The organism is Enterobacter sp. RIT637 (assembly GCF_019718755.1).
In the GTDB taxonomy this organism is placed as follows: domain Bacteria; phylum Pseudomonadota; class Gammaproteobacteria; order Enterobacterales; family Enterobacteriaceae; genus Enterobacter.
On record NZ_JAIHAZ010000001.1, the window covers coordinates 418,197 to 445,187 of the forward strand.

26 protein-coding genes are annotated in these 26,991 nt (G+C 54.3%); 18 read left to right on the forward strand and 8 right to left on the reverse strand.

Going from position 1 to position 26,991, the window contains the following annotated elements; translation table 11 throughout:
- Nucleotides 1–322 precede the first annotated feature (322 nt).
- Genes K5E19_RS02020 through K5E19_RS02045 form a run of 6 tightly spaced genes read left to right on the forward strand, consistent with a single transcriptional unit; the run spans nt 323 to nt 6,318 of the window.
- Complete coding sequence (locus K5E19_RS02020; RefSeq protein ID WP_221549764.1) at nt 323–853, forward strand: fimbrial protein; 531 nt, start codon at nt 323–325, stop codon at nt 851–853.
- Between the two features lie 59 nt (nt 854–912).
- Nucleotides 913–1,590, forward strand: a complete 678-nt coding sequence (locus K5E19_RS02025; RefSeq protein ID WP_221549765.1) for a molecular chaperone — start codon at nt 913–915, stop codon at nt 1,588–1,590.
- A gap of 28 nt (nt 1,591–1,618) precedes the next feature.
- Complete coding sequence (locus K5E19_RS02030; RefSeq protein WP_221549766.1) at nt 1,619–4,162, forward strand: fimbria/pilus outer membrane usher protein; 2,544 nt, start codon at nt 1,619–1,621, stop codon at nt 4,160–4,162.
- Nucleotide 4,163: 1 nt separating this feature from the next.
- On the forward strand, nt 4,164–5,114 hold the full coding sequence (locus tag K5E19_RS02035; RefSeq protein ID WP_221549767.1) for a fimbrial protein: 951 nt from the start codon (nt 4,164–4,166) through the stop codon (nt 5,112–5,114).
- Nucleotides 5,115–5,124: 10 nt separating this feature from the next.
- Nucleotides 5,125–5,637 (forward strand): fimbrial protein, encoded by a 513-nt coding sequence (locus K5E19_RS02040; protein WP_221550022.1) that lies wholly within the window; start codon nt 5,125–5,127, stop codon nt 5,635–5,637.
- 39 nt (nt 5,638–5,676) lie between these two features.
- Nucleotides 5,677–6,318 (forward strand): helix-turn-helix transcriptional regulator, encoded by a 642-nt coding sequence (locus K5E19_RS02045; RefSeq protein WP_221549768.1) that lies wholly within the window; start codon nt 5,677–5,679, stop codon nt 6,316–6,318.
- A 63-nt stretch (nt 6,319–6,381) separates the two neighbouring features.
- Here K5E19_RS02045 and fdhF read toward each other — a convergent pair whose 3' ends face one another.
- From fdhF to ycgZ, 4 genes are all read right to left on the reverse strand, one after another.
- Nucleotides 6,382–8,532, reverse strand: coding sequence for a formate dehydrogenase subunit alpha (gene fdhF, locus K5E19_RS02050; RefSeq protein WP_221549769.1), 2,151 nt, complete (start codon nt 8,530–8,532; stop codon nt 6,382–6,384).
- Between the two features lie 188 nt (nt 8,533–8,720).
- A complete protein-coding gene (locus tag K5E19_RS02055) occupies nt 8,721–8,999 on the reverse strand; it encodes a biofilm development regulator YmgB/AriR family protein (protein ID WP_010430215.1) in 279 nt (92 codons plus the stop codon).
- 29 nt (nt 9,000–9,028) lie between these two features.
- On the reverse strand, nt 9,029–9,349 hold the full coding sequence (locus K5E19_RS24160; protein WP_260411588.1) for a hypothetical protein: 321 nt from the start codon (nt 9,347–9,349) through the stop codon (nt 9,029–9,031).
- Nucleotides 9,350–9,353: 4 nt separating this feature from the next.
- Nucleotides 9,354–9,593: a regulatory protein YcgZ gene (gene ycgZ, locus K5E19_RS02060; RefSeq protein ID WP_010430219.1), complete on the reverse strand. Its 240-nt coding sequence runs from the start codon at nt 9,591–9,593 to the stop codon at nt 9,354–9,356.
- A 341-nt stretch (nt 9,594–9,934) separates the two neighbouring features.
- Here ycgZ and K5E19_RS02065 point away from each other — a divergent pair, with 341 nt between their 5' ends.
- From K5E19_RS02065 to K5E19_RS02105, 9 genes are all read left to right on the forward strand, one after another.
- Nucleotides 9,935–11,155, forward strand: a complete 1,221-nt coding sequence (locus K5E19_RS02065) for a diguanylate phosphodiesterase (RefSeq protein WP_221549770.1) — start codon at nt 9,935–9,937, stop codon at nt 11,153–11,155.
- A 187-nt stretch (nt 11,156–11,342) separates the two neighbouring features.
- On the forward strand, nt 11,343–12,071 hold the full coding sequence (locus K5E19_RS02070) for a MerR family transcriptional regulator (protein WP_221549771.1): 729 nt from the start codon (nt 11,343–11,345) through the stop codon (nt 12,069–12,071).
- A 314-nt stretch (nt 12,072–12,385) separates the two neighbouring features.
- Nucleotides 12,386–12,754: a Fe-S cluster assembly scaffold SufA gene (sufA, locus tag K5E19_RS02075; protein WP_010430228.1), complete on the forward strand. Its 369-nt coding sequence runs from the start codon at nt 12,386–12,388 to the stop codon at nt 12,752–12,754.
- An 8-nt stretch (nt 12,755–12,762) separates the two neighbouring features.
- Entirely contained in the window at nt 12,763–14,253 is a 1,491-nt protein-coding gene (sufB, locus tag K5E19_RS02080; RefSeq protein ID WP_221549772.1) for a Fe-S cluster assembly protein SufB, read from the forward strand.
- A 9-nt stretch (nt 14,254–14,262) separates the two neighbouring features.
- Entirely contained in the window at nt 14,263–15,009 is a 747-nt protein-coding gene (sufC, locus tag K5E19_RS02085; RefSeq protein ID WP_126543817.1) for a Fe-S cluster assembly ATPase SufC, read from the forward strand.
- On the forward strand, nt 14,984–16,255 hold the full coding sequence (sufD, locus tag K5E19_RS02090) for a Fe-S cluster assembly protein SufD (RefSeq protein WP_221549773.1): 1,272 nt from the start codon (nt 14,984–14,986) through the stop codon (nt 16,253–16,255). Before sufC ends, sufD begins: the two co-directional genes overlap by 26 nt.
- Nucleotides 16,252–17,472 (forward strand): cysteine desulfurase SufS, encoded by a 1,221-nt coding sequence (gene sufS, locus K5E19_RS02095; RefSeq protein WP_221549774.1) that lies wholly within the window; start codon nt 16,252–16,254, stop codon nt 17,470–17,472. The genes sufD and sufS overlap by 4 nt, the downstream gene beginning before the upstream one ends.
- A 14-nt stretch (nt 17,473–17,486) precedes the next feature.
- Nucleotides 17,487–17,903, forward strand: a complete 417-nt coding sequence (gene sufE / locus K5E19_RS02100; protein ID WP_221549775.1) for a cysteine desulfuration protein SufE — start codon at nt 17,487–17,489, stop codon at nt 17,901–17,903.
- A gap of 97 nt (nt 17,904–18,000) precedes the next feature.
- A complete protein-coding gene (locus tag K5E19_RS02105) occupies nt 18,001–19,014 on the forward strand; it encodes a L,D-transpeptidase family protein (RefSeq protein ID WP_221549776.1) in 1,014 nt (337 codons plus the stop codon).
- A gap of 60 nt (nt 19,015–19,074) precedes the next feature.
- On the opposite strand, the gene lpp is transcribed toward K5E19_RS02105, so the two are convergent.
- The 4 genes from lpp to K5E19_RS02125 form a co-directional block, all read right to left on the reverse strand.
- The gene (gene lpp, locus K5E19_RS02110; protein WP_001082307.1) at nt 19,075–19,311 is read right to left on the reverse strand and encodes a murein lipoprotein Lpp; all 237 of its coding nucleotides are present in this window, start codon (nt 19,309–19,311) and stop codon (nt 19,075–19,077) included.
- Between the two features lie 309 nt (nt 19,312–19,620).
- Nucleotides 19,621–21,033: a pyruvate kinase PykF gene (gene pykF, locus K5E19_RS02115; protein ID WP_221549777.1), complete on the reverse strand. Its 1,413-nt coding sequence runs from the start codon at nt 21,031–21,033 to the stop codon at nt 19,621–19,623.
- A gap of 377 nt (nt 21,034–21,410) precedes the next feature.
- Nucleotides 21,411–22,556: a PLP-dependent aspartate aminotransferase family protein gene (locus K5E19_RS02120; RefSeq protein ID WP_221549778.1), complete on the reverse strand. Its 1,146-nt coding sequence runs from the start codon at nt 22,554–22,556 to the stop codon at nt 21,411–21,413.
- A gap of 11 nt (nt 22,557–22,567) precedes the next feature.
- Complete coding sequence (locus K5E19_RS02125; protein WP_221549779.1) at nt 22,568–23,938, reverse strand: cystathionine beta-synthase; 1,371 nt, start codon at nt 23,936–23,938, stop codon at nt 22,568–22,570.
- 401 nt (nt 23,939–24,339) lie between these two features.
- Between K5E19_RS02125 and K5E19_RS02130 the strand changes: the two genes are divergently transcribed.
- From K5E19_RS02130 to K5E19_RS02140, 3 genes are all read left to right on the forward strand, one after another.
- Entirely contained in the window at nt 24,340–25,362 is a 1,023-nt protein-coding gene (locus K5E19_RS02130) for a methionine ABC transporter ATP-binding protein (protein WP_221549780.1), read from the forward strand.
- Nucleotides 25,355–26,023, forward strand: coding sequence for a methionine ABC transporter permease (locus K5E19_RS02135; protein ID WP_163329006.1), 669 nt, complete (start codon nt 25,355–25,357; stop codon nt 26,021–26,023). Before K5E19_RS02130 ends, K5E19_RS02135 begins: the two co-directional genes overlap by 8 nt.
- A gap of 148 nt (nt 26,024–26,171) precedes the next feature.
- The gene (locus K5E19_RS02140) at nt 26,172–26,984 is read left to right on the forward strand and encodes a MetQ/NlpA family ABC transporter substrate-binding protein (protein ID WP_003857677.1); all 813 of its coding nucleotides are present in this window, start codon (nt 26,172–26,174) and stop codon (nt 26,982–26,984) included.
- Nucleotides 26,985–26,991: the final 7 nt, after the last annotated feature.

Genomic DNA, 26,991 nt, shown 5'->3' on the forward strand with positions numbered 1-26,991 from the left:
GAGAGATATAACCTCATGAATCATAAGGGGTTGTATTGCGAGTCTAAAAGTAGACAAGGAATAATATGAGTTAAGGTTTATCTAAAAAGAAATGTTTCGAATTTGTTAAAGGCAAGTCTACAGCTAGACCTCAAATTGATTGTGTGCGGAATAAGAGTTGGTTAAATTTTGGCTCGTCGACAGGAACGCTCAGATTTCTATTCGCGAGCCATTTATCTGGTTCCTGACAAAAAATAAAAGGCAACGCTCAGGTTGATTGAAACTTGTGGGGAACGTTTGCCTGGATTTCAGTAATAAATAAAGTGATACAGGGTAGGATATTATGAAAAACAAAATGATGATGGCAATGCTGGCAGTGAGTTCTGCACTGACAATGACGCAGGCTTTCGCTGCAGCGGGTACCGTTAATTTTAACGGTAATATTCTGGATTCCGCCTGCGACGTTGATGTGGCTTCTCAGAACCAGGTCGTCGTATTGGGCGATTATTATAAAACGGAATTCGCGACAACGGGAGCCAGAACCGCTGCCACACAATTCAATATTGTATTGAAAAACTGTCCGGTCACGGTGACTAACGCGAAAGTGCGCTTTGACGGTACGCCTGATTTAAGCAACGCCAGCCTGCTGGCGATTGACTCCTCGGTGGCGGGGGCGGCAACAGGGGTGGCAATCAACCTGATGAGCGCCGATAAGGCCGATCTGCCTCTGCATGGCAGCAACAGCTATTCCTATGCACTGAGCAGCACCGCAGATAATACGCTGAACTTCTATGCGCAGTATATTTCGACCGCCGCGTCAGTCACTGCAGGTCCGGCTAACTCGGTGGCGAACTTCTCCGTGGTTTACAACTAAGTTTTTGCAGCAATCAGTAGGGGGCCAACCCGGCCCCTTTGTTTTACGAGGTTTTTACCATGCGTTTTATCAGAACAACAGGTCTGGCGGTGGCGCTGCTACCGTTGACATTAATGACGGCCAATGCCGGGGTTATTATTGGTGGTACTCGCGTTATTTTCGAGGGGGGAAAGAAAGAAGCCTCAATCAATATTACTAACCCTGACAACACCCCTTATTTGATCCAGTCGTGGATAGATATGCAGGATGGGGTGTCGGGTAAAGCGCCGTTTATTATTACGCCACCGCTGTATCGTCTGGACGGCGGACAAAAAAACCTTGAGCGCATTGTAATGACGGGTTCCCTGCCCGAGCAGCAGGAAAGTTTATTTTGGTTGAATATTAAAGCGATTCCCTCAGCCTCAAAACAGATGAACGCCCTGCAAATTGCGGTAAAAACGCGGATTAAATTGATTTATCGTCCTGAAGGTCTGCGTGCGTCAACTCCGGAGGATCAAGCGAATAAATTAACCTGGCAACGATCCGGGAATGCGATTCAGGTGAATAATCCCACACCCTACGTGATCAATTTCAATGAGATTACCCTGGCCGGGCGAAAACTTGATGATGTGACGTATGTTTTACCCGGCGCATCAGCACGGTTTTCATTACCTGAAGGGGTGAGGGGTGATTCTCTCACATTTAAAGTCATTAATGACTATGGCAGTCCTGGCACCGCACATCAAGCCAGTTTCTGATGCTCATGCATTCATTAGGTTTCCTGCAATGACAACATCAACGCATATGATACGGCCTGCTCGTCTGGCGATATTAATCGCCTGCGCACTTGCTGGTTCATCACCAGCAATTTATGCCAGTGAAACGTTTAACACGGAACTGGTTGAGCTGGATAATCCTGGAATGGGCAAAGCAGACCTGTCGGCTTTTGAAACAGGCTCTCAGGCACCGGGAACCTACCATGTTGACATCATTCTTGACGACCAGTTAATGGAGACCCGCGATATCGCCTTTGCCGCGGTGAAAAGCGACAACGGTAATGAGATATTGCAGCCTTGCCTGAGCATCGACCAGTTAAAACAGTGGGGAGTCAAAACCGCGCTATTTCCTCAACTTGCTTCGGGAAAAAGTGACTGCGCGGATCTTCAGGCCATTCCACAAGCCAGCACCGATTTTCAGTTTGGCGCTCAGCGCCTTCTTATCAGCATTCCACAGGCGGCGATTGATCTGCCCGCAAGAGGCTATGTGTCTCCTGAGATGTGGGATGAGGGGATCGCGGCGGCCATGCTCAATTACAGCCTGAGCGGCGCGAACACCTGGGCGAGCCACGGTGAAGGCAACAGCAGCGACAGCCAGTATGCCAACCTGCGTCCGGGGATCAATATCGGTCCGTGGCGTCTGCGCAATTACTCCACGTGGTCACGGGACGGTTCCGGTCAGGACAGGTGGGACACCGTCTATACCTACGCGCAGCGTGCCGTGATCCCCCTGAAAGCACAGCTGACGCTCGGAGACAGTTCTGCACCGGCTGACGTGTTTGACAGTATGCCGTTTCGCGGTGCTCAACTGGCATCTGATGACGACATGCTGCCAGATTCCCTGAAGGGGTATGCCCCTGTCGTGCGGGGTATCGCGCGCACCAATGCACAGGTTGTGGTGCGTCAGAATGGTTATCAGATCTACCAAAGCTACGTTGCGCCCGGTGCATTCGAGATTACGGATATGTATCCGACTGGAGGGGCAGGCGATCTGGACGTGACGATCAAAGAAGCCGATGGCAGCGAGCAACATTTCATACTGCCATATGCGTCGTTACCGGTACTGCAGCGCGAAGGCCGTCTGAAATATGCCCTCACCGGGGGGCAATATCGGTCCTATAACCACAGCGTGGACAACACGCCTTTCGGGCAACTTACCGGCATTTATGGCCTGAAGCACGGGATCACCCTCTATGGCGGAGTACAGGGCTCAAGCAGATATCGGTCGCTGGCGATGGGGATGGGTAAGAATATGGGCGATTTCGGCGCGCTCTCAGCAGACGTCACGCAGGGCTGGTCAACGCCGGATAACACAGCCAAAACCAACGGTCAGTCCTTGCGCGCGAGGTATAGCAAGAATTTCGTGAATATCGGGACTAACTTTTCCATCGCGGGATACCGCTATTCAACCCGCGGTTATTACGGGATGCAGGAGGTGCTGGATTCTTACGGAGACAGCAGCGCGCTTCAGGAGAGGCGGCGTAACCGCGCAGAGCTGACGATGAGCCAGACGCTGGGCGGCGACCTTGGGTCTCTAACCCTTAGCGCCGTGCGGGAAGATTACTGGAACACCGGTAAGTCGATGGCCTCCTGGAGTGTCGGATACAACAATTACTGGCATAACATTAGCTACGGGGTGACCTGGACATACAGCAAAAATGCCAGCGCTGCGGCATACGGCAGCGGGAGTGGGAAAACCTATGACCATGACCAGCAACTGGCATTCAACCTCAGCGTACCGCTGGAAAAATTCCTGCCGCGGACATGGGCCAACTATGCCATGAGCGCCAGCAAGAATAACGGCACCACGCACAATATCGGCATGAACGGCGTTGCGCTGGAAAACAGCGCCCTGAACTGGAACGTGCAGCAGGGTTACGGCACGAACGGCGTGGGTTACACCGGCAACATGAATGGTGATTACAAAGGCACCTACGGCGAATTGACGGCGGGCTATGGCTACGACAAAAACAGCGAGCGTCTGAATTACGGGCTGCAGGGGGGCATACTCGCACACGCCGATGGCGTCACGTTTTCTCAGCCGCTGGGTGAGACGAATGCTCTGATAAAAGCGCCCGGCGCGCGGGGTATCGATATCCGAAATCAGTCCGGAGTACGTACGGATTATCGCGGCTATACCGTGGTCAGTAATTTGTCCGTGTACCGAAAAAACGATCTCATCCTCGATCCGGAAAATATGCCTGACGATGTTGAGCTGGAGATCAATACCCGTACGGTCACTCCGACGCGCGGGGCGGTGGTGAGAGCGGACTATCTTTCCAGAGTCGGACGTCGGGTGCTGATGACCCTGACAGACAACAACCATCCCGTCCCGTTTGGGGCCGTAGTCACCCTCGCGGGTGATCGTAACAACAGTTTCATCGTGGGCGATCGCGGCCAGGTGTATTTGACCGGCATGAGCGAGCAGGGGACGTTAGTTGCAACCTGGGGAAACCAGGACAGCCAACAGTGCCGTGCTGATTTCAGTCTGCCGAAACAATCAACCTACAGTGGAATAACGGACGTGAGCGCCACGTGTCGCCAGGAGCATTAACATGAAATTCATTCAGGCTATTTTACTGCTCTGTTTACTCACCGGCTGGAATAACAGCGTGCGTGCAGGGACCTGCACAACAATAACACCGCAAATTTCCACGCTGTCGGTGGGCACAATTAATGTCCAACGCGATGCGCCTGTCGGCACGGTGGTATTTTCCGGCGCGGCCACCTATACGGGATCCTATCTTACCGGGTGCAGTAATCCATTAATGCTCGGATTTAGCATGCGCTATAACAACGCCACGTTGAGCGGCTATGGCAACCATGTTTACAACACCAATATTAGCGGAATGGGTATTCGCTTTTCTTCGAATAACTACTTTGAAAATCCGGCCAATACGTTTTCTTATAATGCGCAGACCTCTTATGTTGACTGGTACGGCGGCAAAATTGAGCTGGTGGTCACCGGTCCGGTTTCGTCTGGTGCCTTAACGCCGGGGGTCATAGGCGTAGTAACGCTTCAGGGGAGCGACGGCGTCTACCGCGACGGCCTGACGGCTCAGCTCACCAGCGGGACGATCAATGCGCTTGCATGCAGTATTACCACGCCTCAGCTGACGTTCCCTATTGGCGATATCTCCGCCTCAGCGTTTGGCACGGCGATCGGAACCACGCCCACGGGTGCACAGAATACGCAAAATCTGGGGTTAACCTGCACCCCGGGAACCAATATTAGCGTTTCGCTTGGGGGAATTCAGAACCCGGACAGCAGCAATACCAGCGTAATGGCGCTATCGGGACAGGGTATTACCGGTACGGCAAAAGGCGTGGGCGTGCAACTTTTATATAACGGCACGCCGCTGGTGCTGAATAGCCGCCTGCTATTAAAACAATCTTCGGGTGGACTAGAGACGCTGCCGTTAACGGCGCGATATTACCAGACGTTAACGTCTGTCGAATCCGGCGCGGCCAATGCCTCTGCCACGCTTAATTTGACCTACCAGTAGCAGGTGAATGATGAAATTCTCGCACAAGAAACGGGTCTTTCTCGCCTTGCTGAGCTGGAAGGCCTTTGCCGCCGATAACGTGAATCTTGACGTGACGGGAAATATTGTGGCCTCGCCCTGCATATTTAATGGCGGGAATACGCAGCTGGATATTAATCTCGGCAATATTCAGGCGACAAACATGGTGACGCCGGGTTCATCCTCCGACCCGGTGACGTTTAATCTGCAGTTTATGCAATGTCCCGCGGGGACGCGCAGCGTGACGGTCTCCTTCACCGGAAACCCCGACCCGGTTGCCGGGGTGAATTACTACATGAACAACGGCTCGGCAACGAACGTGGCGGTTGCGATGCGTGAGGCGGGGACCGGCACGCTCAAAGGAACGGGCTCCAGCATGACGCAAAATATTGCAGCAGACCGAACGGCGAGCATGCCCATGCAGGCATCGGTCATATCCCTGAGCGGTGGCGCGACGCCGGGAAGCATCAGCGCGGTTGTTGTGATGACGATGCAATACAACTGAGCACCGGGAAGCGCATATATCATGAGACGTGGGTGAGCTATGTTGAATATCCTGATTCAGGAAACGGATTTATTTTTTCAGGCCGGGCTACAGCATTTTTTCGTGGATTTTTTTGAGCACAATTTTCATCGCCCCATCCATTTTAATGCCGATCTGACTGAGGATAACGTCATTCAGGCCGATATTATTGTCCTTTCGCTCTGTCAGGGGGAAACGCTGACCTGTTTCCCGGAACTACAGGTCCGGGAAAAAGGGATTGTGATAGGTCTGGTTGACGATGAGCTGCGTTTTTCCGCGCTGCCCTCCTGTTTTCAGGACATCATCTTCCTCTCTCGCCGTGCTTCGCTTGATCGTATAAGCGGCACATTGTTTATCGCCTTGTTCAGAATGCAGTTACCGGGTTACACCTGGAATAAAAAATCCTGTTTCGAATGCCAACATAAAGTCTTATCACCGCAGCAGATTCGAATTATGGTGAATTTCTATCGTGGACACTCGGTTATGCAGACCGCCAACATATTAAAGATGAGCGATAAAACGGTCTTTACCCATAAATATATGATGATGCAAAAGTATAACCTGCGAACTGATTACGAGTTGATCGTTCTGCTCAGAAGGTTAATGGAGAAAAAAAGTCGGCCAAACCTGCTTCGTGATTACCTGGAAAATAATGAAGCATGAGGGGTAATGTGATCGTGCTGCAGAGAGTATGCCGGGCAAGCGGAGCGCCGCCCGGCAAGGCAATCACACGTTTACCGCACTGATTAACCGCGACTTCATGGACTGGTACGCCGACGCCGCAAGGTCCTCGGCCCAGCGCTGATCCTCAATCGCTTCCAGCTGCACCGCACAATACTTCGTTTCCGGCGTTTTGGAGACGGGGTCGAGGTTATCCTGGGTCAGCTCGTTGCAGGCGCCAATCCACCACTGATAGGTCATGTAGACGGCCCCGGCGTTGATGCGTTCGCTGATGCTGGCGCGGGTAATCACTTTACCCCGGCGTGAACGTACCCAGACCAGTTGGCCGTCAGCAATTCCCAGTCTATGGGCATCGGCAGGGTTCATCTGGACGCGTCCAGGCTCGTCGGCCAGGCTCTGCAGCGCCGCGCAGTTTCCGGTCATGGAGCGGCAGGAGTAGTGGCCCACTTCGCGTACTGTGCACAGCACCAGCGGGTAATCTGCATCCGGGGTTTCCGCTGGCGCGCGCCAGGCGGCGGCAAAAAGTTGCCCTTTGCCCGTTGGGGTGTCGAACTGATTGTCCTTGTACAGGTAGGGCGTACCGGGGTGATCGAGCGTTGGGCACGGCCACTGAATATGGCCCATCTCGCCCATTTTTGCGTAGGTCACGCCGTAGAAGAGCGGGCACAGCTCGCGCATTTCGTCCCAGATCTGCTGGTTGTCGTCGTAATGCATCGGGTAGCCCATCTCCGTCGCCAGCAGGCTGATGATCTCCCAGTCGCGCTTCACGTTGCCGCTGGCCTCTATGGCTTTCCCGAAACGCTGGAAGCCGCGATCGGCGCAGGTAAAGACGCCGCCGTGTTCACCCCATGACGTAGCGGGTAACAGCACATCCGCCACTTCCGCCGTTTTGGTCATAAAGATGTCCTGAACCACTACAAAATCGAGCGCGTCGAACCCGCGACGGACCAGGCCGAGATCGGCTTCTGTCTGAAGCGGATCTTCCCCCATGATGTAATACGCTTTGACCTTACCTTCCAGTGCAAGATGCGGCACCTCGGTGATGCGCGTCCCGACGCGATCGTCCATTCTGTTGACGTCTATCTTCCACGCATCAGCAAATTTCTGTCTGACCGCCGGGTCCGTAACCTCCTGATAGCCGGGGAACATATTGGGTAGAACGCCCATGTCGCACGCACCCTGAACGTTGTTTTGCCCGCGTACCGGGCCAACGCCGACCGCCGGACGGCCCAGGTTGCCCGTCAGCAGCGCCAGGCTGGAAAGGCCTTTCACCACATCGACCGCCTGACCAAACTGGGTAACCCCCATCCCCCACATTACCGTCGCTGACGGTGCCGCCGCGAACGTGCGCATTGCCTGACGCACATCGCGCGCGGGGATACCCGTCAGATGCTCCACGCGCTCTGGCGCGTAATCTTTGACGATCTGTCGGTACGCCTCAAGCCCTTCCGTAAAACGTGCGACGTAGTTTTTGTCGTACAGCTCCTCTTCCAGCAGCACATAGCCAAAGGCATTCACCAGCGCCATGTTGCTGCCGTTTTTCAGCTGAAGATGCTGATCGGCAATGCGCGCTGTTTCAATGCGCCGCGGATCGCAGACGATAATTTTTGCGCCGTTTTCACGCGCTTTCAGCACGCGCCGGGCGACGATAGGGTGGGAGTCCGCGCAGTTATAGCCGAACACCAGCAGGCATTTTGAGTTTTCAATATCGCTAATGGAGTTACTCATGGCGCCGTTACCGAGCGTTTCCTGCAGGCCAGCAACAGAAGGACCATGGCAGACGCGCGCGCAGCAATCGACGTTGTTGGTATTGAGCACGGCACGGGCGAATTTCTGCATGACATAGTTGGTCTCATTACCTGTTCCTCGTGAGGAGCCGGTGGTCATGATTGACCGTGGACCGAACTGTTCTTTGATGCTCTTGAGCCTCTGGGCGGTATAGCGAATGGCCTCTTCCCAGGTGACGGGGGTAAACGCCTCTCCTTTGTTGTAGCGGATCATGGGCTGCGTCAGGCGGGGGGTGAGCAGGCGGGTGTCGTTAAGGAAGTCCCATCCGTAGAATCCTTTCAGGCAAAGCGTGCCCTGATTGGTGACGCCTTCAGCTGCTTCGGCACGGATAATACGGTTATTTTCAACGACGAGGTTAAGTTTGCAGCCTGCACCGCAGTACGGGCAGACGCTGGCGATTTTTTTCATCAATAACAGACCTGTTAAGAAATGAAGCAATGTTTAACTGGAAAGCCCAGTCCCTTGTTGGGCTTAAGCAGGATCCATGCCACATTGCTTTTTCTTGATTTACAGGGTGTTATGGACGAAGGGCGTGTCATCGTCAGGCTGTTCGACAGAATTGACGATGACACGCTCGCCGTTTTGTTGGGCAGGGGTCAAAGATCGTCCATGGTGTAGCCGACGACGATTTCCAGCGTCTTGCGGATCACATCCGCCTGAACGACATCGTCTGTGGCTTCCAGCGTCTGGATCAGCCAGAGGATAATGGCTTTATTGGTCAGATGTCCTTCAGAGGCAAGGACACAGCGTACTGCAGTAGAAAAAACAGCGGACTCTTCAGCAAAACGTTCGCCTGCATGACGGAAGTACTCCGATAACGCACTGTCTAAAAAGGCAGAGTGAAATTCGGGTTGAAGCTGAATATTTTGTCTCATTTGTTCTCACCGTAGCTGTATGGTTGCAGTCAATGTATCTTCTTTGGATCGGACGGTTTTCCATTACCAAATAACGGCACTACATTGTCTCGACTCTCTCTGAGAGATCCCTCTCTTTTTGGTCGTCCGTGTGCGGTTCTGCGACGTGTAAAGGCGAGGTCATTTGAACCGATTTCGGCAATCACCCTCGCAAGTGTCTCCCGCCGCTGGGGATCCTTTTCATGTGCTTTCATATTACGCAGACGCTGGATGAGACCTTCGGTTGTCACGGGGCCACGCTCTCTCAGGAGAGAAAGAACGGCTTCACCGATTAGCTGGTCGATCAGGCGATCTGCGTCACTACAGTTCATCACGTTACCGTTCGAAAAGCAGTCCAAGCAGCATGTGATAATGCTGTTCTTCTTCCGGGCCTTCAGCCCTTTCGAGGCGACTTAAAAGTTTGGTACAGAGCGATTTGCGATTGAGATGTCGCCCGTCGCTAAGAATTTCAACAACCACCTGACCCAGCGTCTCCTGCTGAGTAGGTAGCGCGGCTTTCTCGAAGTACTGCGCGATTGCTGCTGCTGAATCTGCGACATAACCGTTCTGGTTCATGTTTCGCTCCTGTAAATATCCGTAATCAGTAACGTTACAATTAAGGTATACATATTTTTCAAATCTGTACATTCAAATTGTACAGATTTTTAACTTTTTCTTGATATATTTTATAATTTTTATAAATATCAGCTGGTTGTGAGTATGCTATTTAGCGTTATTGGTGCAGAATATATTGTACAATCTCGATTGTGCTCAGAGAGTTGTACAACACCAAAACCCGGCTTTGTAAATGCGCTAAATCATTGACGTGTAAATTATTTGTTAAGTAATGAATGTGCTATAACAACACTCTATCCACGATTTTTTCGTGGCCGAACCTATAAACCCCCAGGAATAGCATGCTAACAACCATCATTTACCGCAGTCATATCTGCGAGGACGTTCCGGTGAAAGCGCTGGAAGAAATGGTAGCTGCTGCAAATCGTAAAAATCGGCACTCCGATGTCACGGGGATCCTGCTGTTTAACGGCACACATTTTTTCCAGTTACTTGAAGGGCCTGTTGATCATGTAACGGCCATCTATCAGCATATCTGCCGTGACCCGCGACATCATAATGTGGTGGAGCTCATGTGCGATCACGGTCCCTTCCGGCGCTTTGGCAATGTGGGCATGGAGCTTTTCGATTTGCGTCAATTTGATACAGACGAAGTGCTCCAGCAGGTGCTTGATAAAGGAACGACGAAGTACCGGTTGACGTATAACGACCGTGCCTTGCAGTTTTTCCGCACCTTCGTTGAGGCCACAGAAAAAGCCAACTATTTTGAACTGCCTCCGGCGAACAGCTGGGAATTTATTCCCGAAGAGACGCCCTTATCCGCGCAGTCAGAGGTTGTGGCAAAAGGCGCAGATTGCAGCTTTGCGTTTCAACCTATCGTCGATCCCTTTATGCAACAGATTGTCTCCTGGGAAGCGCTGATTCGTACGCCCGAAGGGGATTCACCTGCGGCCTATTTTCAGACTCTGCCTCGAGACGCGCTTTATGAGGCCGATCTGAAAAGCAAGCAGGTGGCACTGTCGATGGCCAGCGCGCTGGGGCTACACACCCAAACGCTGTCCCTCAATCTGCTGCCGATGACGCTGGTTAACGTGCCAAACGCGGTTGATTTCCTGCTTACGGTCATTGAAGCGAATGGTTTTGTGCCCGAACAGATCGTTGTCGAGTTCACGGAAAGTGAAGCGATCTCCCGCTTTGATGAATTTACACACTCCGTCAGGCAGTTAAAGAGCGCGGGTATTAGCGTGACGATCGATCACTTTGGCGCAGGGTTTGCCGGGCTGCAGCTGCTGGCGCAGTTCCAGCCGGACAGGATCAAGATTAATCGGGATTTGATAGCCAACGTGCACAAAAGCGGCCCGCGTCAGGCGATTGTACAAGCCATCATCAAATGCTGCGCGTCCCTGGAAATCCAGTTCTGCGCGGTGGGGGTAGAGCTGGCTGAGGAGTGGATGTGGCTGGAATCCGCCGGGATTTCGCAGTTTCAGGGGCATCTGTTCGCCAGCCCGCGTCTGGGCGGGATCCCGGCTGTTGCCTGGCCTGAGAAAAAGAACGATTTCTAAAAACCTGTACATGACACTCGAGAGTTAACTGTACGAAGAGATAAATTTAGACAACAATAGATAAACGAGTGAAAGGATTTGACCCCTTTCACTTGTCTCAGAACGAGGAGTTGGTTATACAAATGCGTTGTACAATCTGATAAGGTTGGTGCGGTTAGGTATGAAAGTGTTGAGCGTGAGGGAGTTAATGGCCTATTACAGTATCGGCGAAGTCGCCGAACGATGCGGTATCAACCCCGTTACGCTGCGTGCCTGGCAACGCCGCTATGGTTTGTTGAAGCCGCAACGCAGCGAAGGGGGCCATCGTCAGTTTGACGATGAGGATATCCTGCGTATCGAAGAGATCAAGCGCCTGATGAAAACCGGCGTATCGGTCGGGAAAGTCAAAGCGTTACTGGAAAATAAAGAAGAGCTGACGCAGGGAAACTGGGTCTCTTTCCAGGAAGAGATGATGACGGTTCTGCGTTACGCCAGCCCGGGTAAACTGCGCGCCAAAATGGGCGAATTCCGCCGCGATCATGCGATGGATGCGCTGATTGATAACATTATTTCTCCGGTCCGCCAGCGAATGAACCAGGACCAGAATACCGTGCGTCACATGGCGAGTCTTTTTGACGGCGTCCTGATCGAATTCGCGGTTGCCAGCCTCGCGGAATCCCGCAAGAAAGCCGGTAAAGACGCGCTCCTGATCGGCTGGGAATGCGACGACCGAACGCATCTTTGGCTTGAAGCCGCGCGTTTGGCACAGAAGGGCTGGCATATTGACGTGCTGGCTGAACCCATTGATTCGCCGCGTCCTGAACTGTTCCCGGGGCAAAAAATCTTTGTCTGGACGGGGAAATCTCCCACGCCTCGCCAGCAGGAACAGCTCGATCACTGGCGCGAACAGGGGTTTGCTGTTTCATTTCATCACTGATCGTAAGAGGCCTTGAGGGCCTTTTTTTGTTTTTGTCACTTTTCTGCGCAGAAGCTATCTCAAAAATAGGCATTTCCGATGCATATTTTACTTTTCTCCTCTCCGCCACAAATGCCGCAACGAAATGCATTATTTATCAATGTATTGAACAATTAAATCCATCCTGCCTGCATCCTTCCACAGGGTCTATGCTTAATAAAAGTAACCAAAAAGGGCGGTTTAGCCAGATGCCCCTACTGACAGGGGGTTGAAGTGATAATCGTTATCACTAACATGGTGTTATGCCCTGATGGCTATTCAGACGAGGTGGACCTATGGAACTGCATTCAGAAACCTTTAATCCAGCCGATTTTGCCTGGCGCGGTTTAACGCTCACGCCAGCGGCGGCGGCACATATTCACGAGCTGGTGGCGAAAAAGCCCGAGATCCTCGGCGTGCGTTTAGGCGTCAAACAGACCGGATGCGCAGGTTTTGGTTACGTGCTTGATACCGTCACCGAACCCGAGAAGGATGACCTGGTCTTCGAAACCGACGGCGCGAAACTGTTCGTTGCGCTGCAGGCGATGCCCTTTATCGACGGCACCGAAGTGGACTACGTCCGTGAAGGCTTAAACCAGTTATTCAAATTTCATAACCCGAAAGCCCAGAACGAATGCGGCTGCGGCGAAAGCTTTGGGGTATAGGCGGTACTATGTCTCGTAATACTGAAGCAACGAGTGATGTGAACACCTGGAGCGGCGGACACCTGAATTATAAAGAAGGGTTCTTTACGCAGTTGCAGACCGATGAGCTGGCAAAAGGCATCAACGAAGATGTCGTGCGGGCGATCTCGGCCAAACGTAATGAACCTGAGTGGATGCTCGAATTTCGCCTGAGCGCCTTCCGCGCCTGGCTGAAAATGGAAGAGCCGCACTGGCTGAAAGCGCACTACGACAAGCTGAACTATCAGGATTACAGCTACTACTCCGCACCCTCCTGCGGCAGCTGTGACGATACCTGCGCCTCGCAGCCTGGTGCGGTACAGCAAACCGGTGCGGAGAACAGCTTCCTGAGCAAAGAAGTTGAAGAAGCCTTTAACCAACTTGGCGTGCCCGTTCGCGAAGGAAGAGAGGTGGCGGTGGACGCCATTTTTGACTCCGTCTCGGTGGCAACCACCTACCGCGAGAAGCTGGCAGAGCAGGGGATCATTTTCTGCTCCTTCGGCGAAGCGATTCACGATCATCCGGAACTGGTGAAAAAGTACATCGGTACCGTGGTGCCGAGTAACGATAATTTCTTCGCGGCGCTCAATGCGGCGGTAGCCTCTGACGGCACCTTCATTTATGTGCCGAAAGGCGTGCGCTGCCCGATGGAGCTTTCTACCTATTTCCGCATCAATGCCGAAAAAACCGGTCAGTTCGAACGTACCATTCTGGTCGCGGATGAAGGCAGCTACGTCAGCTATATCGAAGGCTGTTCCGCCCCTGTACGTGACAGCTATCAGCTGCACGCGGCGGTGGTGGAGGTCATCATCCATAAAGACGCCGAGGTGAAATACTCCACGGTGCAGAACTGGTTCCCCGGCGACGGCAATACCGGCGGCATTTTGAACTTCGTTACCAAGCGCGCGCTGTGCGAAGGCGAAAACAGCAAGATGTCCTGGACCCAGTCGGAAACCGGCTCGGCCATTACCTGGAAATACCCGAGCTGCATCCTGCGCGGGGATAACTCCATCGGCGAGTTTTACTCGGTGGCGCTGACCAGCGGGCATCAGCAGGCCGATACCGGCACCAAGATGATCCACATTGGTAAAAACACCAAATCCACCATTATCTCGAAAGGGATCTCCGCCGGGCACAGCCAGAACAGCTATCGCGGGCTGGTGAAAATCATGCCGACGGCCACCAACGCGCGTAACTTTACCCAGTGTGACTCAATGCTGATTGGCGCTGACTGCGGGGCGCATACCTTCCCGTACGTCGAGTGTCGTAACAACACGGCCCAGCTTGAGCACGAGGCGACCACGTCGCGGATTGGGGAAGATCAGCTCTTCTACTGCCTGCAGCGCGGGATCAGCGAAGAAGATGCCATTTCAATGATTGTGAACGGCTTCTGTAAGGACGTGTTCTCTGAACTGCCGCTGGAATTCGCCGTTGAAGCACAAAAACTCCTCGCCATTAGTCTTGAACACAGCGTCGGTTAAGGAAAGCACATGTTAAGCATTAAAGATTTACAGGTTAGCGTGGAAGAGAAAGCCATCCTGCGTGGCCTCAATTTTGACGTCAAGCCGGGTGAAGTTCACGCCATCATGGGGCCGAACGGCTCCGGGAAAAGCACGCTTTCCGCGACGCTGGCAGGACGCGAAGATTACGAAGTCACTCACGGCTCTGTCGAGTTTAACGGCAAAGATCTGCTGGAGATGTCGCCGGAAGACCGCGCGGGAGAGGGCATCTTTATGGCCTTCCAGTACCCGGTCGAAATTCCGGGCGTCAGCAACCAGTTCTTCCTGCAGACGGCGCTGAACGCGGTGCGCAAGTATCGCGGTCTCGACGCGCTGGACCGCTTCGACTTCCAGGATCTGATGGAAGAGAAGATCAAGCTGCTGAAAATGCCGGAAGACCTGCTGACCCGTTCGGTCAACGTCGGCTTTTCCGGCGGCGAGAAAAAGCGTAACGACATTCTGCAGATGGCGGTGCTGGAGCCCGAGCTGTGCATTCTGGATGAGACCGACTCCGGTCTGGATATCGACGCCCTGAAGATTGTCGCTGACGGCGTGAACTCCCTGCGTGACGGCAAGCGTTCATTCATTATCGTCACCCACTACCAACGCATTCTTGACTACATCAAACCAGACTACGTCCACGTGCTTTACCAGGGGCGTATTGTGAAATCCGGCGATTTCACGCTGGTTAAACAACTGGAGGAGCAGGGTTATGGCTGGCTTACCGAACAGCAGTAATGCGCTCCAGCAGTGGCATCGGCTATTTGAAACGCAGGGGCAGTCGCGTTCAGAACAGGCCCAGCAGCATCTTCAGCAGATGCTGCGCCTGGGGCTGCCCACGCGTAAGCACGAAAACTGGAAATACACCCCGCTCGATGGCCTGCTGAACGGCGAGTTTGTCACGCGTTCGGCGGAGCTTACTCCTGCGCAGCGTGACGCGCTGGCAGTGGGCGTGGATGCCGTGCGCCTGGTGTTTGTCGACGGTGAGTTCCGTGCGGAGCTGAGCGACGCGCTTCAGGGGGGCGGATTTGAGATTGAGATAAACGACGATCGCCAGTCCCTGAGCGCCCCGGTTCAGCCTGAGGTTTTCCTGCACCTGACCGAGAGCCTTGCCCGCGGCGTGACGCATATCCACGTGAAGCGTAACCAGCGTCCGGCGAAGCCGCTGCTGCTGATGCATATCACGCAGGGCATAGAGGGCGACGAAATCAACACCGCGCACTATCGCCACCATCTTGAGCTGGCTGAGGGGGCGGAGGCCACGGTCATCGAACATTACGTCAGCCTCAACGAGACGCGCCACTTCACCGGATCGCGTCTGACGATGAATGTGGCGGCCAATGCCCAGCTTCATCACGTCAAGCTGGCGTTTGAGAACCCGCAGAGCCACCACTTTGCCCATAACGACATTGTGCTGGGTCAGGATGCCGCAGCGTACAGCCACAGCTTCCTGCTCGGTGGCGCGGTGCTGCGCCACAACACCAGCACCCAGCTTAACGGTGAAAACACTACGCTGCGCATTAACAGCCTGGCGATGCCGGTCAAATCTGAAGTGTGTGACACGCGCACCTGGCTTGAGCACAACAAAGGCTACTGCAACAGCCGCCAGCTGCATAAAACCATCGTCAGCGACAGAGGCCGCGCGGTGTTTAACGGCCTGATAAACGTGGCCCAGCACGCCATTAAAACCGACGGGCAGATGACCAACAATAATCTGCTGTTAGGCCGCCTGGCGGAGGTGGACACCAAACCGCAGCTGGAGATTTACGCCGATGACGTGAAATGCAGCCACGGTGCGACGGTCGGGCGGATCGACGATGAGCAGATGTTCTACCTGCGCTCCCGCGGTATTGACCGTCAGGCGGCGCAGAAGATGATTATCTACGCGTTTGCCGCCGAGTTGACGGAAGCGCTGCAGGATGGCGTGTTAAAACAGCAGGTGCTGGCCCGTATCGGTGAGCGTCTGCCTGGAGGCGAAGCATGAGTTTTCCCGTCGAGAAAGTACGGGCAGATTTCCCGGTTCTGACCCGTGAAGTGAACGGTCTGCCGCTGGCCTATCTGGACAGCGCGGCCAGCGCGCAGAAGCCGAACCCGGTGGTGGATGCGGAAGCCGAGTTTTATCGCCACGGCTACGCCGCCGTGCATCGCGGTATTCATACCCTGAGCGCCGAGGCGACACAGCGCATGGAAAACGTGCGCACGCAGATTGCCGCCTTCCTTAACGCGCAATCGTCTGAAGAGCTGGTTTTCGTGCGCGGCACCACCGAAGGCATTAACCTCGTCGCCAACAGCTGGGGCAACGCCCAGGTGCACGCGGGTGATAATATCGTTATCACGCAAATGGAACACCACGCTAATATCGTGCCGTGGCAGATGCTCTGCGAGCGCGTTGGCGCGCAGCTGCGGGTGATCCCGCTCAATGCCGACGGGACGCTTCAGCTTGAGCAGCTTGACGCATTGCTTGACGATAAAACGCGGCTGGTGGCGGTCACCCAGGTCTCCAACGTGCTGGGGACGGAAAACCCGGTAGCGGAGATTGTCGAAAAGGCCCATCAGGCGGGCGCGAAGGTGCTGATTGACGGCGCGCAGGCGGTGATGCACCACGCGGTTGACGTCCAGGCGCTGGACTGCGATTTCTACGTCTTTTCCGGCCATAAGCTCTATGGGCCGACCGGGATAGGCGTGCTGTACGTCAAAGAGGCGATCCTGCAGGCGATGCCGCCGTGGGAAGGGGGCGGGTCGATGATCGCCACCGTTAGCCTGACGGAGGGCACCACCTACGCGCGTGCGCCGTGGCGTTTTGAGGCGGGCACGCCCAACACCGGCGGGATTATCGGTTTGGGGGCGGCGGTTTCTTATGTCTCGTCAATCGGCCTTGAGAGCATTCAGGAGTACGAACAGCTGCTAATGCACTATGCGCTTGCGGAGCTTGCCAGCGTGCCGGATCTGACCCTCTACGGGCCTGCCGACCGGCAAGGGGTGATTGCGTTCAATCTCGGGAAACATCATGCCTATGACGTGGGCAGTTTCCTCGATAACTACGGCGTGGCGGTCCGTACCGGGCACCACTGCGCCATGCCGCTGATGGCGTTTTACCAGGTGCCGGCAATGTGTCGCGCGTCGCTGGTGATGTACAACACAACGGAAGAGGTCGACAGGCTGGTGGCGGGGCTTAAGCGTATTCATCAGCTGCTGGGCTAACGGAGAGGCGAAAGATGGCGGAACTGCCGGACAAAGATAAATTACTGCGTAACTTCTCGCGTTGCGCAAACTGGGAAGAGAAATATCTCTATATTATTGAGCTGGGACAGCGTTTAGCGCCGCTCAGTGAAGAGGCGCATAACCCGGAAAATATTATTCAGGGCTGCCAGAGCCAGGTGTGGATTGTGATGGAGCAATCTGACGATGGCACTATTGAATTACGCGGAGACAGCGACGCTGCGATTGTAAAAGGCCTTATTGCCGTCGTCTTTATTCTCTATCACCAGATGTCGGCGCAGGACATTGTCGCGTTTGATGTTCGTCCCTGGTTTGAAAAAATGGCCCTGACCCAACACCTCACCCCGTCTCGTTCCCAGGGGCTGGAAGCGATGATTCGCGGCATTCGCGCCAAAGCTGCAATCCTTAGCTAGACTTACAGAACAGCATTCATTCTGTTTCGCGAGGTGGTTCCCGCCTCGCTGGTTTTTCAGCTTTCTGGCGTTCTGTCAGTGAATAAGGAATCTCAGCATGAAGCGCGCGTCTCTAATAACTCTATTACTCCTTGGTTCGCTCGGTGTGCTTAATTCGGCCCGGGCGGTGGATTATCCGTTGCCGCCCGCAGGCAGTCGTCTGATTGGGCAAAATCAAACCTACACGATTCAGGAAGGCGACAATAAACTGCAGGCCATTGCCCGCCGGTTTAATACGGCAGCGCAGCTTATTCTTGAAACCAATAATACCATTGCGCCGGTGAACCCCGCGCCGGGGACGGTGATCACCATTCCATCTCAAATGCTGCTGCCGGATACCCCGCGGGAAGGGATCGTGGTCAACCTGGCAGAGCTTCGGCTTTACTATTTCCCGCCGGGGGAGAATATCGTTCAGGTCTTCCCGCTCGGTATCGGGCAGTTGGGGCTGGAAACGCCGGTGACAACCACCCGCGTGAGTCAGAAAATCCCTAATCCAACCTGGACACCGACAGCGGGCATCAGGGCGCGCTCTCTGGCACAGGGAATTAAATTGCCACCGGTCGTGCCAGCAGGGCCAAATAACCCGTTAGGACGCTTTGCGCTGCGCCTGGGCGTAGGGAATGGTGAATATCTTATCCACGGCACCAGCGCGCCGGACAGCGTCGGTTTACGGGTCAGTTCGGGCTGTATGCGGATGAACGCGCCGGATATCAAAGCGCTGTTCGGGCAGGTGCGTGTTGGCACGCGGGTTCAGATTATCAATGAGCCGGTGAAGTTTGCCGTTGAGCCGGATGGGAAACGCTACGTTGAAGTACACCGTCCGCTGGCGCAGGTTGAGGGAGAAAACCCGCAGGTTGCGCCCATTAGCCACTCCGAAGATTTCGCGACCTTTGTGTCTCAATCGGGCAGTGATAAAGCGCTGATCGATAAAGCCTTGTCACGTCGTGCGGGGATCCCTGTTGTGGTGTCTGCCGGTAATGGCCCATCAGCCAACAACAGCGTGCTGTCGGTGCAGAACAGTCGGGTGTCAGCGGCGGTAGCCGAAGAAGAAGGGGAGAAGGTGACGCAGTAGGGATTTGACGAAGGCAAAAAAAATGGCGCACAATGTGCGCCATTTTATTAACAGGTACTATTACTTACGGTATTTAGTAGCCTGGTTGTCCAGACGCTGGTTAGCGCGAGCTGCGTCGTCTTTAGCAGCCTGAACGTCGGAACGCATTGCGTTCACGTCGTTGCTCAGCTGGTCAACTTTAGCGTTCAGAGTCTGAACGTCAGAAGACAGCTGATCGATTTTAGCGTTGCTGGAGCAACCTGCCAGCAGAGTAGAACCCAGGATTACCGCGCCCAGTACCAGTTTAGTACGATTCATTATTAATACCCTCTAGATTGAGTTAATCTCCATGTAGCGTTACAAGTATTACACAAAGTTTTTTGGGTTGAGAATATTTTTTTGATGGGAATACGCCTATTTTTGATCGTTCGCTCAAAGAAGCAACGAATTTGGCCTTTTTGTCGAAAAAGCTATGTTAAAAAAGGCATTTTTCATCGGATTCATCTTAGATAAATCACAATTAAATAGAAAAACCCGATTTGCAATTTGAATGACTTTGGCTAATGCCGGGAATAAAAAAAGCGCCCGGCGGGCGCTTTTTATCAAAATTAATTCGTTCGGGAATTATTACAGCACGTGAACAGATGCAGTGTTAGTGGTGCCTGCTGGAACCAGAGCACCAGAAACCATCACCACAACGTCGCCTTTCTGAGCCAGACCGCTTTCCAGCGCCATGGCTTTACCCTGAATATAGAAATCATCGGTAGACGCGATCTCTTTCACCAGATGGGCAACCACGCCTTTGCTAAGCACCAGCTGACGCGCGGTGGTTTCATTGGTGGTCAGGGCAAGGATGGTGGCATCCGGGAAGTATTTACGCACTGCACGAGCAGATTTACCGCCCTGGGTCGCTACCACGATCAGCGGTGCGTCCAGTTTCTCAGCGGTTTCAACTGCACCGCGGCACACAGCTTCTGTGATGCGCAGTTTGCGGCTGTCGTTGTTGAAGTCCAGACGGCTGGTCATCACGCGGTCAGTACGCTCGCAGATGGTCGCCATGATGCCGACCGCTTCCAGCGGGTATTTACCCTTCGCTGACTCACCGGACAGCATCACTGCATCGGTACCGTCAAGGATGGCGTTCGCCACGTCGCCTGCTTCAGCGCGGGTAGGGCGTGGGTTTTTGATCATGGAGTCCAGCATCTGCGTTGCGGTGATAACCACTTTACGCGCGCGCACACACTTCTCGATCATCATCTTCTGCGCGAAGATCACTTCTTCAACCGGGATCTCAACGCCCAGGTCACCACGTGCAACCATGATGCCGTCAGACGCTTCGAGGATTTCGTCGAAGTTGTTCAGGCCTTCCTGGTTTTCGATTTTGGAGATGATCTGGATCTTCTCGCCGCCGTGCGCTTTCAGGTGCTCACGGATCTCAACCACGTCAGAACGCTTACGGATGAAGGATGCAGCAACGAAATCAACGCCCTGCTCGCAACCAAAGATCAGGTCCTGTTTGTCTTTTTCAGCCAGTGCTGGCAGCGCGATGGAAACGCCCGGCAGGTTAACACCTTTGTTTTCGCCCAGGTCGCCGTTGTTCAGCACTTTACAAATAACCTTGTTACCTTCGATCGCGGTGACTTCCATACCGATCAGGCCATCATCCACCAGAACGGTGTTGCCGACGGACAGGTCGCTGGTGAAGCCTTCGTAGGTCACTGCAACGATTTCGCTGTTGCCGACAACGGATTTGTCGGTGGTGAAGGTGAAGGTCTGGCCCGCTTTCAGGGAGACGTCGTTACCGCCTTCCAGTTTGATGGTACGGATTTCTGGACCTTTGGTATCCAGCAGGATAGCTGCTTTTTTACCGGTCTTGCTCATTACGTTGCGCAAGTTCTGGATACGCTGACCGTGTTCTGCGTAGTCACCGTGGGAGAAGTTCAGACGCATCACGTTCATGCCGGCGTCCAGCATCTTGGTCAGCATCTCTTCAGATTCGGTTTTCGGGCCGATAGTACAAACAATTTTCGTCTTTTTCATGACAGTCTTAGTCTTTAAGTTGGGAAGGATATGGAAATCTCGCTCCGGGGGCGCACTGCCGCGGAGTCAAACCTGTGTTGCAAAAGAGTATATGACACGCACTAAGGATAGGAGACATCAAATGAGCGTGCAGAAGAAAGTGTGCCTGAGTGTCAGCCCAACGAAGGAGAGGAGAAGTTGTACGTTGTTTTTTGTATTCCAAGCGCTGAAACCATTCACCAGGGATTTGGCGCGCATTATACGCTGATTTTAAGATAAAAGGAAAATGGAAACAGCGTTTCAAAAATAATCTGTGCAGATTCACATAAGTTTGTTATCAAGGCGTTAAGGCATAATGACAACTTATGGCGGCAGGTGCCTGACCTGCCGCATTTTGCTTATTTTTGCAGCGCCTGGCTGAGGTCGGCAATGAGGTCTTTTTGATCTTCAATCCCGACTGACAGACGGATCAGCTGCGGCACAATGCCGTTTGCCAGGCGTTGTTCCAGCGGAATGGACGCGTGGGTCATGCTGTAGGGCTGGCTTACCAGGCTCTCCACGCCGCCCAGGCTTTCCGCGAGGGTGAACAACTTGAGGTTGCGGATCACCTCGGTGGCGCGTTGCGCATCGCCTTTTACCACGACGGAAATCATCCCGCCCGGCAGGGCCATCTGCGTGCGGGCAAGCGGGTATTGCGGATGCGACTCCAGGCCGGGATAGAACACCTTTTCGACCAGAGGATGCTGCGCCAGCCATTGCGCAATCGCCAGTGCGTTGGTGCTGTGCTTTTCAACGCGCAGCGCAAGCGTGCGAATACCGCGCAGGGTCAGGAAGCTGCTAAACGGATCCAGTACGCCACCTACTGCGTTTTGCAGATAGCCCAGCTTATCCGCCAGTTCCTTGTTGTCCCCGACAATCGCCAGCCCGGCCACCACGTCAGAATGGCCGTTCAGGTATTTAGTGGCGGAGTGCACAACGATATCGAAACCCGACGCCAGCGGACGGTGGATCACCGGCGATGCGAAGGTATTATCCGCCACGCTGATGACGTTATGACGACGGGCAATTTGCGCAATGGCCGCCAGATCCGCCAGCTTCAGCAGCGGGTTGGTTGGCGTTTCGACCCACACCATGCGGGTATCCGGGCGAATGGCGGCCTCAAGCCCGGCCAGGTCGTCCGGTTTAACCCAGCTGACCTGCAGACCGGTGCTGCGCTTGCGCACGTTTTCAATCAGGCGATACGTCCCGCCGTAAACGTCATCAATGGCGACAATATGGCTGTCTTTATCGAGCAGTTCGAGCACGGTGGAGATGGCCGCCAGACCGGAGGCAAACGCGTAGCCGCGCGTGCCGCCTTCCAGTTCGGCGATGGCGGTTTCCAGCGCGTGGCGGGTGGGGTTGCCGCTGCGGGAATACTCATAGCCGGTATGCTCGCCGGGTGACGGTTGCGCAAACGTTGAGGTGGCGTAAATCGGCGGCATGACGGCACCGTGCTGGTCGTTGAACTCGCCGCTGTGTACGCTCAGGGTAGCCAGATTTTTCATCACTTATTCCTTTATTGCTGAAGACGGTTGCGCCAGGCGGTCAGAACGTCACTGCGCGTAATCAGACCGAGAAAACGGTCGTTGTCGTTAATCACGGCCACCAGACCGCGGTCGAAGATGGCGTTAAGGGCGCTTTCCGGGGCGTGTTTATCCAGGAACTCCACCTGACGCGTCATGGCGGCCGTCACCGGAAGGGCGAAGCGATCGCCGTCGCCGCCGATATGTCGCAGGAGATCCCACTCGTCGATAATGCCCACCACCTTGCCGTTCTCCAGCACCGGCAGCTGGGAGATGTCATACAGACGCATGCGCGCCAGCACGGTGGAGAGCGTGTCGTCCGGGGCGGCGGTGACGGTGGCACCTTCATCGTGACGCAGCGCGATATAGTCGGAGAGATCGCCCACCTGAGGGCGCGTGATGAGCCCTTGCTGACGCATCCAGTCGTCGTTGAACATCTTCGAGAGGTACTTATTGCCGCTGTCGCAGGCGAAGGTGACAACGCGTTTCGGCGTGGTCTGCGCCTGGCAATACTTCAGCGCCGCCGCCAGCAGCGTGCCGCTGGAAGAGCCCGCCAGAATGCCTTCCGTTTTCAGCAGATCGCGCGCGGTGGTGAAGGCTTCGCGGTCGGTGATGCGCCAGGCGCGATTCACCCCTTCGATGTGGGCCAGCGGCGGAATAAAGTCTTCGCCAATACCCTCAACCAGCCAGGAGCCCGCGTCGTGGTAGCGTCCGGTCTCCACCTGGTCAGCCAGAACGGAACCGGCCGGGTCTGCCAGGACAAACTCCGTATGCGGAGAGTGCTCGGCGAACCACGCCTGCAGGCCGCCCAGCGTGCCGCCTGAACCGACGCCCACCACGATGGCGTCGATCCGCCCATCAAGCTGTTCAAACAGTTCCGGTGCCGTGGTGGTGCGGTGCGCCAGCGGGTTAGCCTCATTATTGAACTGGTCGATGTAAAACGCGCCGGGCAGCTCGTTGGCCAGCCGCTGGGCGTAATCCTGGTAGTAGGCGGGGTGGCCCTTGTTGACGTCGGAGCGGGTTAGCACCACCTGTGCGCCCAGCGCGCGCAGGTGGAATATCTTCTCGCGGCTCATTTTGTCCGGCACCACCAGGATCAGCGAGTAGCCTTTCTGCGCGGCGATCAGCGCCAGGCCAAGCCCGGTATTGCCCGCTGTCGCTTCAATAATCGTGCCGCCCGGCTGCAGCTGGCCGGTGCGCTCCGCTTCGTTGATCATCGACAGCGCAACGCGGTCTTTAATCGAGCCGCCGGGATTTTGGTTTTCAAGCTTCAGAAACAAGGAGCAGGGGCCGGTATCCAGTTTGTGTAGCTGGATAAGCGGCGTGCGGCCAATCAGTTCGGTGACGGAGTGATAAATCGTCATGGTCTTTTTCCTTTAAGGAGGTCATGACCGGATGATAGGACCATGAAAATTTCTCAATAAAGAACGTTTCACTGCCTTTTAGAACAGAAAGGAATATTCAGCGCGTTTTCGGATGTAAGGACAGCAAGACGTAAAGTTGTCTGGATGTGAGGATGGCTATATCGGGATAAAATGCTGCAAAAATGACCGTTTTTTCAGCGGGTCAGCCATTGAATATGCGTATGGCAGATAATCATTGCTGAAAATGATCTAAATGCCTTCCAGCCGTTAAATCCGCTGTTTATTTCCGAAAGTTATAACAAATTCCTTTTTGTTCATTTAAAACCTGATAACGCCTGTTTACTATCGTTTGGACATCCATACTGCTAAACCGCCACGGGCGGAACGGATAACGAATAAGAATGATCGTACTGAGCAATATTTCGAAGGTTTTTGACAACGGAAAGGTGGCACTGACAGCCGTTGATAATGTCAATTTGACGATAGCACAGGGACAGATTTACGGGATTATCGGCTACAGCGGTGCCGGGAAAAGTACGCTTATCCGGCTGCTGAACGGTCTGGAAAAACCCAGTACCGGCAGCGTAACCATCAACGGGCAAAATATTTCTGCTGCTAAGGGCGAAGCCTTACGTCAGGCGCGTCTGAAGATCAGCATGGTGTTCCAGCATTTCAACCTGCTCTGGTCGCGAACGGTGAGCGAGAACATCGCTTTCTCAATGCAAATCGCGGGCGTGCCTAAAGCCAATATCAAGGCGCGCGTGGCTGAACTGGTGGATCTGGTCGGCCTCAAAGGGCGCGAGAATGCGTACCCGTCCCAGCTGAGCGGCGGGCAAAAACAGCGCGTGGGCATTGCGCGCGCGCTGGCCAATAACCCGGACGTGCTGCTCTGCGATGAAGCCACGTCGGCTCTTGACCCACAGACCACCGATCAGATCCTCGATCTGCTGCTGGATATTAACCGTCGCTTCAAACTGACCATCGTGCTGATCACCCACGAGATGCACGTGGTGCGCAAAATCTGCGACCGCGTAGCGGTGATGGAGAACGGTAAAGTCGTGGAAGAGGGCGACGTCCTGAGCGTCTTTACCCATCCGCAACAGCCCATCACGCAACAGTTTGTTCGTCAGGTGAGCCAGTACGCCGAGGAAGAGACCTTCAATGCCGAGCTGGCAAATGAACTTGAAGGCACGGTTATCAAGCTGACCTTTACCGGGCACAGCACCCATAAGCCTGTCGTCGGTGAATTAACGCTGCGCTACGGCCTGCCGTTTAACATCCTGCACGGAAAAATGACGCAAACCGCCCACGGAGTTTTCGGGCAACTCTGGGTGCACGTGGTGGCATCTGATGAACAACTGAACAATATCCTCGCCGACCTGAAGCACAGCGATATTGAAGGTGAGGTGATTAAACATGGCTGAGGATCTCTTTCCGCATCTGAAGTGGGACCAGCTCTGGGCGGCAACTCAGGAGACGCTGTACATGACCGCGCTCTCCGGCGTGGCGACCTTTGTTCTGGGGCTCGTGCTCGGTCTGGCGCTGTTTTTAACCGCGCGCGGCGGGCTGTTCCATAACCGCACGGTCTACAGCGTGATTTCGATTGTGGTGAACGTGTTCCGCTCGATTCCGTTCATCATCCTCATTGTTCTGCTGATCCCGTTCACGAAAACCATCGTCGGGACCATCCTTGGCGCCAACGCGGCGCTGCCGGCGCTGATTGTGGGCGCAGCACCGTTCTACGCACGCCTGGTGGAAATCGCCCTGCGTGAAGTGGATAAAGGCGTTATAGAAGCAACGCGCTCGATGGGCGCACGACTGAGCACGTTAGTGTTTCGGGTTTTACTGCCGGAATCATCACCTGCACTGGTTTCAGGTATTACGGTGACGCTGATTGCGCTGGTGAGCTACAGCGCGATGGCGGGGGTGATTGGCGCCGGCGGTTTGGGAAATCTGGCTTATCTGGAAGGATTCCAGCGCAACCATGGTGACGTCACGCTGGTGGCAACGGTGACCATTCTGATCATCGTTTTCATTATCCAGTTCTGCGGCGATGTCATTACTTCACTGTTAGATAAACGCTAATACCCGTCATATTTCGAGCCTCAGGCGCGTTGGCTGCATTCGTTCACCCCAGTCACTTACTGTATGTAAGCTCCTGGGGATTCGCTCACTTGCCGCCTTCCTGTGACTCGAACTATTTAGGGTAACAACAACACACAGGAACCACATCATGAAAAAAACACTGACACTGATCGCCGCCGCAACCCTGAGTGCCCTGAGCTTCGCTTCCTGGGCCGACACCCTGACCGTAGGCGCGTCCAACACGCCGCACGCCGAAATTCTGGAGCAGGCAAAGCCGATTCTGGCGAAACAGGGTATCGACCTGGAGATTAAACCGTTCCAGGACTACATTCTGCCGAACACCGCGCTGGCGGGTCATGACATCGACGCGAACTATTTCCAGCACATTCCTTACCTGAACAGCGTGCTGAAAGATCATGCGGGCGACAAGGACTACGATTTTGTCAGTGCGGGCGCGATCCACATTGAGCCAATCGGCATCTACTCCAAAAAATACAAGTCGCTGAAAGACCTGCCGGAAGGCGGCAAGATCATCATGCGTGATGCCGTTTCCGAAGAGGGGCGCATTCTCTCCATCTTCGAGAAAGAGGGCGTGATCAAGCTGAAGCCGGGCATCGATAAAGTGACCGCACGCATCAGCGACATCGTCGAGAACCCGAAAAAGCTGCAGTTCACGCCTAACGTCGAAGCTTCTCTGCTGCCGCAGATGTACAACAACGACGAAGGCGCTGCGGTGGTGATCAACGCCAACTACGCGATTGATGCAGGTCTGGACCCGGTTCACGACCCAATAGCGGTAGAGAGCGGTGAAAACAACCCGTACGCCAACATCATTACCGTGCACCGCGGTGACGAGAAGAAGAAAGATATCGTCGCGCTGGTGAACGTGCTGCACTCGAAAGAGATTCAGGACTGGATCCGCACCAAATATAAAGGCGCGGTCATCCCCGTAAACAACTAATTTACTG

What these genes read in the sequence shown, in the direction of transcription:
- K5E19_RS02140 (WP_003857677.1), top strand. Translation starts at nt 26,172, where the DNA reads ATGAAAAAAACACTGACACTGATCGCCGCCGCAACCCTGAGTGCCCTG.
- K5E19_RS02070 (WP_221549771.1), top strand. Translation starts at nt 11,343, where the DNA reads ATGGCCTATTACAGTATCGGCGAAGTCGCCGAACGATGCGGTATCAAC.
- K5E19_RS02045 (WP_221549768.1), top strand. Translation starts at nt 5,677, where the DNA reads ATGTTGAATATCCTGATTCAGGAAACGGATTTATTTTTTCAGGCCGGG.
- sufA (WP_010430228.1), top strand. Translation starts at nt 12,386, where the DNA reads ATGGAACTGCATTCAGAAACCTTTAATCCAGCCGATTTTGCCTGGCGC.
- K5E19_RS02120 (WP_221549778.1), bottom strand. Translation starts at nt 22,556, where the DNA reads ATGAAAAATCTGGCTACCCTGAGCGTACACAGCGGCGAGTTCAACGAC.
- K5E19_RS02035 (WP_221549767.1), top strand. Translation starts at nt 4,164, where the DNA reads ATGAAATTCATTCAGGCTATTTTACTGCTCTGTTTACTCACCGGCTGG.
- K5E19_RS24160 (WP_260411588.1), bottom strand. Translation starts at nt 9,349, where the DNA reads ATGAACTGTAGTGACGCAGATCGCCTGATCGACCAGCTAATCGGTGAA.
- K5E19_RS02125 (WP_221549779.1), bottom strand. Translation starts at nt 23,938, where the DNA reads ATGACGATTTATCACTCCGTCACCGAACTGATTGGCCGCACGCCGCTT.
- K5E19_RS02065 (WP_221549770.1), top strand. Translation starts at nt 9,935, where the DNA reads ATGCTAACAACCATCATTTACCGCAGTCATATCTGCGAGGACGTTCCG.
- K5E19_RS02105 (WP_221549776.1), top strand. Translation starts at nt 18,001, where the DNA reads ATGAAGCGCGCGTCTCTAATAACTCTATTACTCCTTGGTTCGCTCGGT.
- ycgZ (WP_010430219.1), bottom strand. Translation starts at nt 9,593, where the DNA reads ATGAACCAGAACGGTTATGTCGCAGATTCAGCAGCAGCAATCGCGCAG.
- fdhF (WP_221549769.1), bottom strand. Translation starts at nt 8,532, where the DNA reads ATGAAAAAAATCGCCAGCGTCTGCCCGTACTGCGGTGCAGGCTGCAAA.
- K5E19_RS02130 (WP_221549780.1), top strand. Translation starts at nt 24,340, where the DNA reads ATGATCGTACTGAGCAATATTTCGAAGGTTTTTGACAACGGAAAGGTG.
- K5E19_RS02030 (WP_221549766.1), top strand. Translation starts at nt 1,619, where the DNA reads ATGACAACATCAACGCATATGATACGGCCTGCTCGTCTGGCGATATTA.
- sufB (WP_221549772.1), top strand. Translation starts at nt 12,763, where the DNA reads ATGTCTCGTAATACTGAAGCAACGAGTGATGTGAACACCTGGAGCGGC.
- sufS (WP_221549774.1), top strand. Translation starts at nt 16,252, where the DNA reads ATGAGTTTTCCCGTCGAGAAAGTACGGGCAGATTTCCCGGTTCTGACC.
- sufC (WP_126543817.1), top strand. Translation starts at nt 14,263, where the DNA reads ATGTTAAGCATTAAAGATTTACAGGTTAGCGTGGAAGAGAAAGCCATC.
- K5E19_RS02025 (WP_221549765.1), top strand. Translation starts at nt 913, where the DNA reads ATGCGTTTTATCAGAACAACAGGTCTGGCGGTGGCGCTGCTACCGTTG.
- pykF (WP_221549777.1), bottom strand. Translation starts at nt 21,033, where the DNA reads ATGAAAAAGACGAAAATTGTTTGTACTATCGGCCCGAAAACCGAATCT.
- K5E19_RS02040 (WP_221550022.1), top strand. Translation starts at nt 5,125, where the DNA reads ATGAAATTCTCGCACAAGAAACGGGTCTTTCTCGCCTTGCTGAGCTGG.
- K5E19_RS02055 (WP_010430215.1), bottom strand. Translation starts at nt 8,999, where the DNA reads ATGAGACAAAATATTCAGCTTCAACCCGAATTTCACTCTGCCTTTTTA.
- K5E19_RS02135 (WP_163329006.1), top strand. Translation starts at nt 25,355, where the DNA reads ATGGCTGAGGATCTCTTTCCGCATCTGAAGTGGGACCAGCTCTGGGCG.
- sufD (WP_221549773.1), top strand. Translation starts at nt 14,984, where the DNA reads ATGGCTGGCTTACCGAACAGCAGTAATGCGCTCCAGCAGTGGCATCGG.
- K5E19_RS02020 (WP_221549764.1), top strand. Translation starts at nt 323, where the DNA reads ATGAAAAACAAAATGATGATGGCAATGCTGGCAGTGAGTTCTGCACTG.
- lpp (WP_001082307.1), bottom strand. Translation starts at nt 19,311, where the DNA reads ATGAATCGTACTAAACTGGTACTGGGCGCGGTAATCCTGGGTTCTACT.
- sufE (WP_221549775.1), top strand. Translation starts at nt 17,487, where the DNA reads ATGGCGGAACTGCCGGACAAAGATAAATTACTGCGTAACTTCTCGCGT.